This window comes from Roseibium sp., from assembly GCF_025698965.1.
Lineage (GTDB): Bacteria > Pseudomonadota > Alphaproteobacteria > Rhizobiales > Stappiaceae > Roseibium.
In genome coordinates, this window is sequence record NZ_JAILWL010000173.1 from 1 (window position 1) to 11697 (window position 11697).

Annotated in this window: 15 protein-coding genes and 1 pseudogene; 11 read left to right on the forward strand and 5 right to left on the reverse strand. The window is 55.1% G+C overall.

Annotated features, from left to right (window positions below; all coding sequences use genetic code 11):
- Nucleotides 1-22: 22 nt before the first annotated feature.
- From K5905_RS31605 to K5905_RS15230, 8 genes are all read left to right on the forward strand, one after another.
- A complete protein-coding gene (locus K5905_RS31605) occupies nt 23-115 on the forward strand; it encodes an integrase core domain-containing protein (RefSeq protein ID WP_367186968.1) in 93 nt (30 codons plus the stop codon).
- Between the two features lie 191 nt (nt 116-306).
- Complete coding sequence (locus tag K5905_RS15200; protein ID WP_297585445.1) at nt 307-1074, forward strand: heme ABC transporter permease; 768 nt, start codon at nt 307-309, stop codon at nt 1072-1074.
- Between the two features lie 4 nt (nt 1075-1078).
- Nucleotides 1079-1252: a heme exporter protein CcmD gene (gene ccmD, locus K5905_RS15205; protein ID WP_297585446.1), complete on the forward strand. Its 174-nt coding sequence runs from the start codon at nt 1079-1081 to the stop codon at nt 1250-1252.
- A gap of 5 nt (nt 1253-1257) precedes the next feature.
- Nucleotides 1258-1896, forward strand: a complete 639-nt coding sequence (locus K5905_RS15210; RefSeq protein WP_297585447.1) for a DsbE family thiol:disulfide interchange protein — start codon at nt 1258-1260, stop codon at nt 1894-1896.
- A gap of 132 nt (nt 1897-2028) precedes the next feature.
- A complete protein-coding gene (locus tag K5905_RS15215; RefSeq protein WP_297585448.1) occupies nt 2029-2802 on the forward strand; it encodes a thioredoxin family protein in 774 nt (257 codons plus the stop codon).
- A 175-nt stretch (nt 2803-2977) separates the two neighbouring features.
- Nucleotides 2978-3871 (forward strand): cation diffusion facilitator family transporter, encoded by an 894-nt coding sequence (locus K5905_RS15220; RefSeq protein WP_297585449.1) that lies wholly within the window; start codon nt 2978-2980, stop codon nt 3869-3871.
- 120 nt (nt 3872-3991) lie between these two features.
- Nucleotides 3992-4819 (forward strand): ABC transporter permease subunit, encoded by an 828-nt coding sequence (locus tag K5905_RS15225; RefSeq protein ID WP_297585450.1) that lies wholly within the window; start codon nt 3992-3994, stop codon nt 4817-4819.
- A gap of 14 nt (nt 4820-4833) precedes the next feature.
- On the forward strand, nt 4834-5517 hold the full coding sequence (locus tag K5905_RS15230) for an HAD-IA family hydrolase (RefSeq protein WP_297585451.1): 684 nt from the start codon (nt 4834-4836) through the stop codon (nt 5515-5517).
- 80 nt (nt 5518-5597) lie between these two features.
- Here K5905_RS15230 and K5905_RS15235 read toward each other — a convergent pair whose 3' ends face one another.
- The 4 genes from K5905_RS15235 to K5905_RS15250 all read right to left on the reverse strand — a co-directional run bounded on the left by K5905_RS15235 (nt 5598) and on the right by K5905_RS15250 (nt 9891).
- The gene (locus K5905_RS15235; protein WP_297585452.1) at nt 5598-6818 is read right to left on the reverse strand and encodes an ammonium transporter; all 1221 of its coding nucleotides are present in this window, start codon (nt 6816-6818) and stop codon (nt 5598-5600) included.
- 400 nt (nt 6819-7218) lie between these two features.
- Nucleotides 7219-8556 (reverse strand): ammonium transporter, encoded by a 1338-nt coding sequence (locus K5905_RS15240; RefSeq protein WP_297585453.1) that lies wholly within the window; start codon nt 8554-8556, stop codon nt 7219-7221.
- Between the two features lie 20 nt (nt 8557-8576).
- Entirely contained in the window at nt 8577-8915 is a 339-nt protein-coding gene (locus tag K5905_RS15245) for a P-II family nitrogen regulator (RefSeq protein ID WP_297585454.1), read from the reverse strand.
- Nucleotides 8916-9339: 424 nt separating this feature from the next.
- Nucleotides 9340-9891, reverse strand: a complete 552-nt coding sequence (locus K5905_RS15250) for a DUF924 family protein (protein ID WP_297585455.1) — start codon at nt 9889-9891, stop codon at nt 9340-9342.
- A 203-nt stretch (nt 9892-10094) separates the two neighbouring features.
- Between K5905_RS15250 and K5905_RS15255 the strand changes: the two genes are divergently transcribed.
- On the forward strand, nt 10095-10322 hold the full coding sequence (locus tag K5905_RS15255; RefSeq protein WP_297585456.1) for a sulfurtransferase TusA family protein: 228 nt from the start codon (nt 10095-10097) through the stop codon (nt 10320-10322).
- Between the two features lie 26 nt (nt 10323-10348).
- Here K5905_RS15255 and K5905_RS15260 read toward each other — a convergent pair whose 3' ends face one another.
- Complete coding sequence (locus K5905_RS15260; protein ID WP_297585457.1) at nt 10349-10645, reverse strand: 4a-hydroxytetrahydrobiopterin dehydratase; 297 nt, start codon at nt 10643-10645, stop codon at nt 10349-10351.
- Between the two features lie 170 nt (nt 10646-10815).
- On the opposite strand from K5905_RS15260, the pseudogene K5905_RS15265 reads away from it, so the two are divergent.
- Nucleotides 10816-11265 (forward strand): annotated as a pseudogene (locus K5905_RS15265) (low molecular weight protein-tyrosine-phosphatase).
- 104 nt (nt 11266-11369) lie between these two features.
- The gene (locus K5905_RS15270; protein WP_297585459.1) at nt 11370-11630 is read left to right on the forward strand and encodes a hypothetical protein; all 261 of its coding nucleotides are present in this window, start codon (nt 11370-11372) and stop codon (nt 11628-11630) included.
- Nucleotides 11631-11697 lie beyond the last annotated feature (67 nt).

The window sequence follows — 11697 nt, forward strand, 5'->3', positions numbered from 1 at the left end:
GTCCCTGACACGCGAGGCCGACCTGCCAAGATGGCTTGACTGGTACAACGCCAAGCGGCCACACATGGGCATCAAAGGCAAAACGCCACTTCAGGCCCTAAAGGGAACAACCTGATTAGAAACCACAACTAGGCCGTGTGGACGAATTGGTATGACCTAGTTAAGAAAGCGGATGATTTTGCGCTTTTTGCTAATGCGACAATCCAAATATGGCCACTCACTTCGCGTTTACTTGATCAAGCGCAAGGCGGTCTGCGACCCTTCGGTGCATTGAAGGTCACAGAAGACTAAAGTAAAAAGGCTCCCATGGCATTCTGGGACTACGCAAATCCGACGCGATTTCTGAGGCTGGTGCAGGTGGTCCTGCCCTGGCTCATCGGCTTGTGCATCGTTGCTTTTGCAGCCGGGCTCTACATGGCCTTCTTCACGGCTCCGCAAGACTACCAGCAGGGCAATACGGTCCGGATCATGTATATCCATGTTCCAGCCGCCTGGCTGTGCATGATGTGCTACACCGTCATGTCCATTTCCTCCATCGGTACGCTCGTCTGGAAGCATCCATTAGCAGATGTTTCGGCAAAGGCCGCGGCTCCGATTGGTGCTGCCTTCACGTTCATGGCACTGGTGACGGGCTCTCTTTGGGGCAAACCGATGTGGGGCACTTACTGGGTCTGGGATGCCCGGCTGACGTCGGTTCTTGTGCTTTTGATCATGTATCTTGGCCTGATGACGCTCTGGAGAACGATGGACGATCCGATCAAGGCCGGCAAGGCCGCGGCGGTTCTGACACTTGTTGGTGCTCTCAATCTGCCGGTCATCAAGTTTTCCGTCGACTGGTGGAACACCTTGCATCAGCCGGCCAGCGTCGTGCGCATGGATGGACCGACCATTCACCCGGATATTCTCTGGCCGCTGTTGGTGATGGCGCTAGCTTTCACGCTCCTTTTCTTCGTGCTGCACCTCATGGCCATGCGCAATGAAATCCTGCGGCGCCGGGTCCGTGCCCTGCGGATGCGCGCTGCCAGCGTTGCACAGCCTGGTACGGCCGCCGCGACGGCTCAACCTGCGGAGTAAAATCATGGATTTTGGACCTCACGCCGGTTTTATCTTCACGTCCTATGGCCTGTGCCTGTTCACGATCCTGGCTCTGATCGCCTGGGTTCGGATCGACAAGGCCTATCAGGAACGTGCACTCAGAGAACTCGCCGAACAGGGATTTTCCCGCACGCGCCCGGACGACAGGAACAGGTAACAAAGATGAGCGCATCAGAAACCGAGGCAGGTGGCAACCGAACCGCCGACTCCAAACCGCCGAAGCGGGGTTTTCCGGTTCTTGTCCTCCTGCCTCTGATCGTATTTGCCGGCCTGGCGATGCTGTTTCTGTTTCAGCTCACCCTTGGCGGCGATCCTCAGAAGATCCCCTCTGCCCTGATCAACAAGCCGGCTCCTGAATTCTCTCTTGGTCCGGTGGAAGGCCTCACCAAAGACAACGTCCCTGTCCCCGGCTTTTCCCGGGATGATCTCATGGGTAATGTTTCAGTGGTGAACGTCTTTGCCTCCTGGTGTGGTCCATGCCGTCAGGAACATCCTCTGATGGAAGAACTGGGCAAGATGGACGGCGTTCAACTGATCGGCATCAACTACAAGGACAAGCCGGAAAATGCGCGCCGCTTTCTGGGTAGCCTCGGCAACCCGTATGACCTTATCGGTGCGGATGACGCAGGACGTGCGGCTATCGAGTGGGGCGTTTACGGTGTACCGGAAACCTTTGTCATCGATGACAACGGCATGATCCGTTACAAGTTCATTGGACCGCTCAGCCCTAGCTCCTTCACGGAGGTTTTCCTTCCCGAACTGAATAGGGTGATGGAGGAGGCCTCTGGTCCTGCGGAATAGGTCACGCAGCCTCCATCTGAAGTCACATTCTCGAGAAATTCCTGGAAACCAGCCAAAGTCACCCGCTCGTGACTCGCGATTGAAAGCGCGATTGCATATTTTATGGGCGATCGGAAAAAGGAATTGAGCCAAATGGCGGGACTTCAATCCCGGAAGGCTGGAAACGCCCTCCGGACCAGTGCTTTTGTGATCGCCGGAATATTTGCGGCAATGCTCCCTTTGAATGAGGCTGAGGCGCAACCGCAAAAGGTCGTCGAACTGTTCACCAGCCAGGGCTGTTCGTCGTGCCCGCCAGCAGACGAGTTGGCCGAACGGCTTGTCAAGGAAGACGAGGACGTCCTGACCATTCTCATGCCGGTGGACTACTGGGATTATCTTGGCTGGAAGGACACGCTCGCCAGCCCCGTCTATTCCCAACGGCAACGCGCCTATGCGGCTCGCCGGGGTGACCGGTCCGTCTACACCCCGCAAATGGTCGTCAATGGTGAGGAACACGTTGTCGGCAGCCGCGAACCCCAGGTCCGGTCCGCGCTCGAAAGAAGCGAGCCGTTCACGACCGAAGTCGATCTCAAGATCACCGACATGGCTGTACAGGCAAAGGTAGAGGGCACCCTGCCCGAAGGTGCGAAGATGGCGACCGTCTATTTCCTGCGCATTGACGACGAAGCGACCGTCGACATTGGCCGCGGAGAAAATGCCGGGCGAAAAATCAAATATGTCAACGTAGTTCGCAACCTGCAGCCTATTGGAATGTGGTCCGGTGGCTCAGAAACCTTCCGCATGCCGAAGTCTCAGCTGAATCTCAAGGGCGATGCTAGATGTGCGATCCTCATCCAGCTTGAGGACCAGGACGGGCCCGGCAGGATAATCGGCGCTGCCGTGATGGATTGGCGCGGCGGTTTTTAACCCAAATTCACCTCAACTTTCAGCCCGTGTTGCTTTCTCCGAAGAATCTGCGGGATTAAGAGCACGTGACATCTTGTAACCTTCCCAAAAACTGATACCCCTTGCGCCACGAGATCAGCGCCTCATCGCCCGTCGATAAAATGCGCGGGCAAGCTGGTTGATCTGGGGGATTGGAATGGACCTAAAGCTCAGGCTCCGGACTGCCTTTGCTAGCATCGTGATCGGTATTCTGGTGCTAGGCCTGAAAATCGGCGCTTATCTGCTGACAGGGTCTGTCGCGCTTTATTCCGACGCGCTGGAAACAACCGTCAACATTGCGTCTTCCGTTGCAGCCCTGGCCGCCATCTGGTTTGCTTCAAAGCCTGCCGACAGCAACCACCCCTATGGTCACGACAAGGCGGAGTATTTCGCTGCGGTACTGGTTGGCGTCATGATTGTTCTGGCAGCAATCTCGATCTTTCACGCTGCATGGATCGGTTTTGTCAGAGGCGACAACCCGGAGTATTCGCTTCCCGGCATAGCCATGAACCTGGCCGCAGCTTTGATAAACGGCGGCTGGGCCCGATACTTGATGTCCTATGGAAGAAAGGCCAGATCACCGGCGCTGGTTGCAGACGGCAAGCATCTGATGACGGACGTCTTCAGTTCTATAGGCGTTCTTGCAGGCGTTATTCTTGTGTTGGCGACGGGGTGGAAAATTCTGGATCCAATCCTGGCGGTAATCGTGGGATTGCTGGTGCTGTGGTCCGGTTGGGAACTGGTCAAGGAATCTGTCGGCGGCCTGATGGACGAAGCGGCTTCCGTCGATGTTTTGGAAAAGATTCGCTTGCAGATATCGGAACACGGCGAAGGCGCTCTGGAGGCACATGATCTCAGAACCCGGATTGCGGGCAAATCGACCTTTATCGATTTTCACCTTGTGGTCCCGGGAACCATGTCTGTCGAGGCGGCACATGACATCTGCGACAGGATCGAGGAAGCGATTGCCGAAGACGTTCCCGGCGCGCGGGTGACGATCCACGTCGAACCCGAGCACAAGGCCAAACATTCCGGGATCGTAGTTTTGTAGCACAGCGCCATGGACGGTCGCAGGCAGTGATGAAAGCAACTGTCGGTGAAAACAATTCAACAACCACGTGAAATGCTCTAAGGGATTATCCACGCGGATTGATTTAAGGACTTCCCTCCAATGCCTTCATGGCGGCGCTGGCACGCGCAATTCATTGATCATGTTATTCTGATTACCGGCGCTCTGCTGATGGTGCTGCCGGTCTATTCCCTGTTTGCGGCCACAACCCACAAGGCTGGCAGTCCCATGATGCCGCGCCTAGATCCCGGCAGTCACGCACTTGAGAATTATGGATCGTTCCTCACGTCGAGCGCAGGTTTTTCCGGAGACATTACCGCGATTGCAATGCTCTGGAATTCTTTCGTTCTGGGTGCCGGTTTCGCGGGGCTGAAAGTGATTCTGTCGCTGCTCGCGGCCTATGCGCTGATCTATTTTCGGGTGAAATTCGCAACAGCAATATTCGCGGTACTGCTGCTGACGCTGATGCTGCCACTGGAATCGCGTTTCCTGCCGACCTATGCGGTCGTGGCCGAGCTCGGTCTGGTCAACAGACGCGCGGGCCTTATTTTACCTCTCGTGGCCTCCGGGCTCGGTACGCTGTTTTTCCGGCAGTTCCTGTTGACGATTCCCGAAACGCTTCTGGAATCCAGTCGTCTTGACGGTGCGGGTCCGTGGAAATTCTTCAGGGATATTCTGGTCCCCCTGTCGTTGCCGACCGCAGGTGCTTTGTTTCTTGTTTCATTCGTTACCGGCTGGAACCAGTATCTCTGGCCAGTCATCGTTACGTCACAGGAAAGCACCTACACGGTTGTCCGGGGAATGCAGTTTTTCGGACGCACGAGCCTGTCCGGAATGATGCTTGCGATCGTCGCTATTCTGCCTCCGGCACTGCTTGTCATTCTGTTTCAGAGACAGGTGGTCAAAGGACTGTTTGACGGCTCACATTGAAAGGCAATTTGCACATGAAGTTTGAAGCGATCCTGTTTGATTGCGACGGTGTTCTGGTCGACTCGGAAAAAATCTATGTTGATGTGGAACGAGAGCACCTGGCCCGGATCGGACTTCAATATGACGTGGACGAGTATATGGACCGGTTTCAGGGACTAGGTGCGGACGACTTCTGGGCAGCGCTCGACCGGGACTATCGCGCGCTCGGCAAGGGCCCCTTGCCCGACACTTTCGGGCCTGAACTTGACGCTGCGGCGACGGAACGGATCGACCGCGAGCTTTCCGAAATTGCGGGCATCAAACAGCTTCTCGACTCTCACGAAGGTCTCCGCGCAGTTGCCTCTTCCTCGCGCCTCCACCGGTTGATCCACAAACTTCAGCACACCGGTCTCTACAACTTTTTCGAACCCCATATCTATTCCGGGGAACAGGTCGAAAACGGCAAACCGGCACCGGACCTGTTTCTGTTTGCCGCTGAAAAACTCAAAGTTGAACCTGCAAAAGCGCTGGTCATCGAAGACAGCGCCAATGGTGTTAAAGCCGGCCTTGCTGCCGGAATGACCGTTTGGGGTTTTGTCGGTGGCGGTCACTCTCATGAGGGACATGAGAAGCAGCTGCATTCGGCAGGTGCGCATCGTGTTGTCGCCAGTCACGACAATCTGGCGGAGCTGCTGCTAGGCGACCGAACTCCAGTGTGAATTCGAAGTCTGGTGTAATATGGAGTTCAGCAAAAAGGGCACCCAACTAAGAGCGACCTTTTTATTTGTTGAGATCACACTTAACGACCGAGGTCATGCTCCGGGCTGGCGCTGATCTTGTGGATCGAAAGATCGGCACCTCTGTGTTCATCTTCAGGCGACAGACGCAGCCCCATTGTTGATTTCAACAGACCGTAGACGATGAAACCGGCAACCAGTGCATAGGCTGCTCCCGCAACAGTGCCGATAATCTGCGACATCAGAGCGACGCCGCCCAGTCCACCGAAAGCTTCCAACCCAAAAATGCCCGCCGCGATGCCACCCCAGGCACCGCAAACACCGTGCAGTGGCCAGACGCCGAGCACGTCATCGACTTTCAGCTTGTTCTGGCAGATTTCAAACCCGATGACGAAAATTGCACCGGCAACACCGCCGACGATAAGGCTTCCCACCGGATGCATCACATCGGAACCGGCACAGACCGCCACAAGTCCGGCCAGTGCACCGTTGTGGACAAAGCCGGGATCGTTCTTGCCGACAATTAGAGCAACCAGAATGCCACCGACCATCGCCATCAGGGAATTGATGGCGACAAGACCGGAAACACCCTCCAAAGAGCCTGCGGTCATGACATTAAAGCCGAACCAGCCAACGCAGAGCATCCAGGACCCCATCGCAAGCCATGGCAGGGAGGAAGGCGGTATTCCGATCGGACGGCCGTTGCGGTCATACCGTCCCATGCGCGCTCCAAGCAGCAACACGGCGGCAAGGGCGATCCAGCCTCCGACCGCATGGACGACGACCGAACCGGCAAAGTCGTGAAAACCGGCGCCGAACTGTGCTTCCAGCCAGGCTTGAAAACCGAAATTGCCGTTCCAGACGATGCCTTCAAACAACGGATAAACGATGCCGACCAGCGCCACGGTAGCCAGGCACTGTGGCCAGAACTTCATCCGCTCGGCAATACCGCCGGAAATGATTGCCGGAATGGCTGCCGCGAAAGTGGTCAGGAAGAAAAACTTTACAAGGGTGAGGCCCTGAAGTTCGAACCCTTCACCGCCGCCTGACAGCGTCGCCGCGCTGACAAGAAACGTGGTTCCATAGGCAAATGCATATCCGACGAAGAAATAGGTGACCGTTGAAAGCGCAAAGTCGACCAAGATCTTGACCAGCGCGTTGACCTGGTTCTTGTGACGGACCGTGCCGACTTCCAGAAACGCAAACCCACCATGCATGGCGAATACGAGAATGGCTCCGACCAGGACGAAGAAGACGTCTCCGCCGACAGCAGATGTTTCCATGAGTGACCCCCAATTAGGCAAAATGCCGCTTGTTTTTGCTCATTGGGATCATGGCGTATCAATTTGCATGCCAATCAGGCAAAAGCGCTTGAAAGAGGCAGAATTCAGCCGATTATTTAAACAGGAGGCTTCCTCATCATGTTCGTACGGCTGAAAAGACAGCTCATTTAATCATCATGTGACTAATTATTGTGCGGAACTCAATTTGTCCTTGAATGACACTCTTGGTTTTAAGAGCGCGCGACAGATTCTGGCATATATTCATGCCGATTCAGGCTGCCGGATCCACAATTCTTGGGCATTGCCAACAAAAAAAGAAGCCCGGAGTTGCCTCCGGGCTTTTCAAGTTTGCGATCTGAGCCAATAGACCGCAGGGAGATATCTTTTTCTGCGCCGTCGATCAGAGGCGCTGAGAGCCTGTGCCGAATTCCGGATAGGCTTCGACACCGATTTCCACTTTGTCGAGACCGATTGCCTCTTCCTCTTCGGAGACCCGGACGCCAACTGCGAGTTTCAGGACGTACCAGACGATACCGCTGGCAACGAAGGTGAACACGCCATAGGCCGCGATGCCGACGATCTGGGTGCCATAGGAAGCACCGTCGTTGGAGAGCGGAACGATGAGGGTGCCCCAGATACCTGCAATCAGGTGGACCGGAATTGCGCCGACAACGTCGTCGATTTTCAGCTTGTCAAGCATCGGCACTGCAAAGACCACGATTGCCCCGCCGACACCGCCGATGAAGACAGCCTGCCAGACACTCGGAGCCAGAGGCTCAGCGGTGATGGACACCAGACCGGCCAGCGCGCCGTTCAGCGCCATGGTCACGTCGACCTTCTTGTAAAGAACCTGCGTAAGGATGATGGCGACCACGACACCTGCAGCTGCGGCCATATTGGTGTTGGCGAAGATGCGCGAAACATCCGTTACGTCGCCAATCGAACCCATTGCAAGCTGAGAAGCACCGTTGAAGCCGAACCAGCCGAGCCACAGAATGAACGTGCCGAGGGTTGCGAGCGGCATGGACGAACCGGGCATTGGGTGCACGGAACCATCGGCACCGTATTTGCCGGTCCGGGCACCAAGGATCAATGCACCGGCCAGGGCGGCCCAGCCTCCTACGGAGTGAACGATGGTCGAGCCCGCGAAGTCGGAAAAGCCCATTTCGGAAAGCCAGCCGGCACCCCACTGCCAGGAACCGGAAATCGGATACAAAATGCCCGTCAGGATGGCGGTGAAGATCAGGAACGGCCAGAGCTTGACGCGCTCCGCAACAGTACCGGACACGATGGAAGCAGTCGCCGCGACAAAGACCATCTGGAAGAACCAGTCCGATGCCGTGGAATAACCGGTATCCAGAGCGTTGCCACCGACCGGATCGAACGAATACGGCCCAAAGGAACCGATAAAGCCACCATCAACGCCGGAATACATAAGATTGTAGCCGGTGATCCAGAACATCAGCCCTGCAACGGAGTAGAGTGCGATATTCTTCAGGCACTGCATGGAAACGTTCTTGGAACGCACAAGACCAGCTTCAAGCATGGCGAAACCAGCCGCCATGAACATGACAAGAAAGCCGCCGATGAGAAACAAGAGCGTGTTGAAGATATAGGCGACTTCCGGCGACACGGCCGGAGCTTCGGCTGCAGCGGCAGTGTCCTGAGCCAGAACCGGCAGAGCCGAAAGGCTCAACACTGCAAGCGTCGTCGCGCCCTTAGCGACAAGTTTTTTCATGATACGTTTCCTTACCTAAATCACAGTGCTTCGGCGTCGGTTTCGCCGGTGCGGATGCGCACGACCTGATCGATCGAATGAACGAAGATTTTTCCATCACCGATCTGGCCCGTCTTGGCGGCGCCGGTGATCACTTCGACAACCTTGTCGACAGAGGATGCGTCGACCGCGACTTCAATTTTCAGTTTCGGGAGAAAGCTGACCGCGTATTCGGTACCGCGGTAAATCTCGGTATGCCCCTTTTGGCGGCCATAGCCTTTGACCTCGGTCACCGTCAGCCCCTGGACGCCGATGCCGGTCAACGCATCACGCACTTCGTCGAGCTTGAACGGCTTGATGATGGCCATCACTATTTTCATTGCTCGTTCCATTCCCCTGTGTAGTGCCTCTTCCCTTCGAAGAAGCTCAGCCGACCGTCCCGGAAACGCGCCTGTTTGATGTCCCTCTGGAAGGATCTTCTCAGGTCTCTGGCGTCCCCTGTGCTTCAGGGATCCGGGCCAGCGTCGACACCTACTAATCAAAGACCGTGCCAGTTTTGATTTAGGGGGATAAAATCTGCAGATTTCTGCGATAAATCCATCGCTGCATTCTGAATCTCGCTTCAGGCAAGCGCATGCATTGATCGTCTTGAAGGCAACAAATTTGCCTAATTATTATACAGGCAAAACTACGATGATCAAAAAATAGTCAATTGAACATGCTTATGCAAAAGGCAGGATTTCAACAACCTGCAGCCCGGATGCAGGCGCTGCAGAGCGCCTCACCCGGGATCGAGTGTCACAATCAGGCCGAAAACCCTCCGGCCTCCAGATAAGCCAACTCTTCCGGTGTCGACGTTCGCCCAAGAACCTTGTTCCGATGCGGAAACCGGCCGAACCGACGGATAACGTCCATATGAATCAGCGCGTAATGGTAAAGCTCCTTGTCGCCGAGAACGCGTGCAAGGTCGACGGATTTTTCCTGATGAGAAATATTCTCAGAATGTTCGAACGGAAGAAAGAAAAAGCCGCGAGCTTCTTTCGGAAAAGCTCGATCATAACCTCTTTCCAGAGCGATTTCCGCGAGAGCCACGGCCTTTTGATCTGCGGCAAAGGCGTCCGGTGTTCCCCGGAAAACGTTTCGTGACATTTGATCAAGCAACAGCAAGAGAGCCAACGCACCATCGGCTGTCTCCATCCAGTGATCAAGCTCCCCCGATTTTGCCGCATCGATGGCTTCTAGAAACCGATCCCGGCAGGTGGTGTCGAACTTGTCGTCCTTTGCAAACCATTTTGACGGCCCGGACTGCCACCAGAAATCGAGAATATCCAGGGATGAAGGGAGTTGATCGGTCATTGTTTGTTTTCCATTTCCACAAGCGAGTTCAGGAGCAACTTGCATTCATGTTGCCGCCGCGTTCAAGCAGTCGAAGCACTTAGTTGGGAGTTGCGCACGCCGACTGAAAGTCCAATTGGGTTTTCGCGCCCCCTGTCATACGAAATCGAAATTGAATATGGTCGCATGCTGTAAATTTGCCATCAGACCCGGGAAAGTCGTCAGTGACCGAAACCATTCTTGATCTCAAGGGCTTGAAATGCCCTTTGCCGGTTCTCAAAACGCGCAAGGCGATGACTAAACTGTCCAATGGTGACCAGCTCACCGTGCTCACCACGGATCCAATGGCGGAAATCGACATTCCCCATTTCTGCAAGGAAAACGGCCATACACTTGTCGTGAGTGAGCGAACCGACACCGGCCACAGATTCCTTCTTTCCAAAGGCTCCTGAAATCACGACCGGCTTCAAAACGTCGATCAGGCCCTTTCTGCAATCCGGTCAATTTGGGCGGCGAGGTCCAGATCAAGCTGGCTCAAGCCATCGACATCATGCGTCGCCAACGTGATATCGACACTGCGATAGACATTCGACCACTCCGGATGGTGATTCATCTTCTCCGCAACCAGCGCAACTTGTGCCATGAATCCAAAAGCTTCGCAGAAATCGTGAAACCTGAAGGATTTCGAGATCGCTTCGCGACCTTCGCACAGATGCCACTCTGACAGGTTCTTGAGACCGGCCGCCCGATCCTCCGGCTTTAATCTTTCAACCATATGTTCCTCCCGGAAATCCAATTCGTTCTGATCGATAGTCTAACCGGATGACAGGGCGAAGGCGATCAGAGAACTCCGGTGGCTGGAAATAGAAACCTGATGATCACCGGGTTTACAATTTCATCCTAAAAATCGCACGGTGAGGCCAGCCCGGATTAAAGGAGAGATATTTGTCCCACGCCGTCTTGTTTGTCTGCCTTGGTAACATTTGCCGCTCACCGCTCGCCGAAGGAGTTTTCAGGTCAGCTGTAGAACAGGCAGGTCTCGGGGACCGGTTCCTGATCGATTCTGCGGGTACCGGTGACTAGCATGTAGGAGATCCACCGGATCGTCGTTCGATTGAAGTGGCTGCCAAATACGAGATCGACATTTCGAGCCAGCAAGCCAGGCAGATTAAACCGGAGGATTTCGACAGGTTTCACACCATCCTGGCCATGGACGGAAGAAACCTCTCGTCCCTGAAGGCCATGACACCTGGTGGGCGTGCAAATATTCGGCTCTTTCTGGAAGCCTCGCAAATGGATGTCCCTGACCCGTATTACGGCGGTCCCGACGGCTTCGAAGAAGTCTATCGCCTTGTTCATGCCGGCAGCAAAAGCCTTCTCGACAGTATGATCTGACCAGGTCGTCAGATTGCCTGTGTTGTGAAGGAGCTTCGACATTCATAATTCCGTCTCACAGCCTGCGGTAAAGGTGGCTGTCCCGGACGTGAATATGGTTTGACATGAAACTCCTGTGGTGGTCCTTGGCAGCACTGCTGATACTGCTCGGCCTTGCGACGGTCTGGTTACCGATCCCGACAGGTGTACCGCTGATGGCTCTTGGCATGATTGTCATTGTCGGCACCAGCCGCAGCGCCGCTCGCATGCTGCGCAGCCGTCGGCGCAACAGACCTCACCTCAACAACGCAATCACCTGGATCGAGGACAGGTCCCCGCTTCGGTTTGCCAGGATTTTGAAGCGAACCCGACCACGAAAGAAGTAATCCTTATAATGCCTGCGGAACCACTCAGACGGGGAAGGTTTCTAACTGTCAGAGAATTTTTGCGAGA

Coding starts and splice junctions, on each gene's coding strand:
- K5905_RS15230 (WP_297585451.1), top strand. CDS start 4,834: ATGAAGTTTGAAGCGATCCTGTTTGATTGCGACGGTGTTCTGGTCGAC.
- K5905_RS15215 (WP_297585448.1), top strand. CDS start 2,029: ATGGCGGGACTTCAATCCCGGAAGGCTGGAAACGCCCTCCGGACCAGT.
- K5905_RS15210 (WP_297585447.1), top strand. CDS start 1,258: ATGAGCGCATCAGAAACCGAGGCAGGTGGCAACCGAACCGCCGACTCC.
- ccmD (WP_297585446.1), top strand. CDS start 1,079: ATGGATTTTGGACCTCACGCCGGTTTTATCTTCACGTCCTATGGCCTG.
- K5905_RS15200 (WP_297585445.1), top strand. CDS start 307: ATGGCATTCTGGGACTACGCAAATCCGACGCGATTTCTGAGGCTGGTG.
- K5905_RS15260 (WP_297585457.1), bottom strand. CDS start 10,645: ATGGTTGAAAGATTAAAGCCGGAGGATCGGGCGGCCGGTCTCAAGAAC.
- K5905_RS15245 (WP_297585454.1), bottom strand. CDS start 8,915: ATGAAAATAGTGATGGCCATCATCAAGCCGTTCAAGCTCGACGAAGTG.
- K5905_RS15235 (WP_297585452.1), bottom strand. CDS start 6,818: ATGGAAACATCTGCTGTCGGCGGAGACGTCTTCTTCGTCCTGGTCGGA.
- K5905_RS15250 (WP_297585455.1), bottom strand. CDS start 9,891: ATGACCGATCAACTCCCTTCATCCCTGGATATTCTCGATTTCTGGTGG.
- K5905_RS15220 (WP_297585449.1), top strand. CDS start 2,978: ATGGACCTAAAGCTCAGGCTCCGGACTGCCTTTGCTAGCATCGTGATC.
- K5905_RS15240 (WP_297585453.1), bottom strand. CDS start 8,556: ATGAAAAAACTTGTCGCTAAGGGCGCGACGACGCTTGCAGTGTTGAGC.
- K5905_RS15270 (WP_297585459.1), top strand. CDS start 11,370: ATGAAACTCCTGTGGTGGTCCTTGGCAGCACTGCTGATACTGCTCGGC.
- K5905_RS15225 (WP_297585450.1), top strand. CDS start 3,992: ATGCCTTCATGGCGGCGCTGGCACGCGCAATTCATTGATCATGTTATT.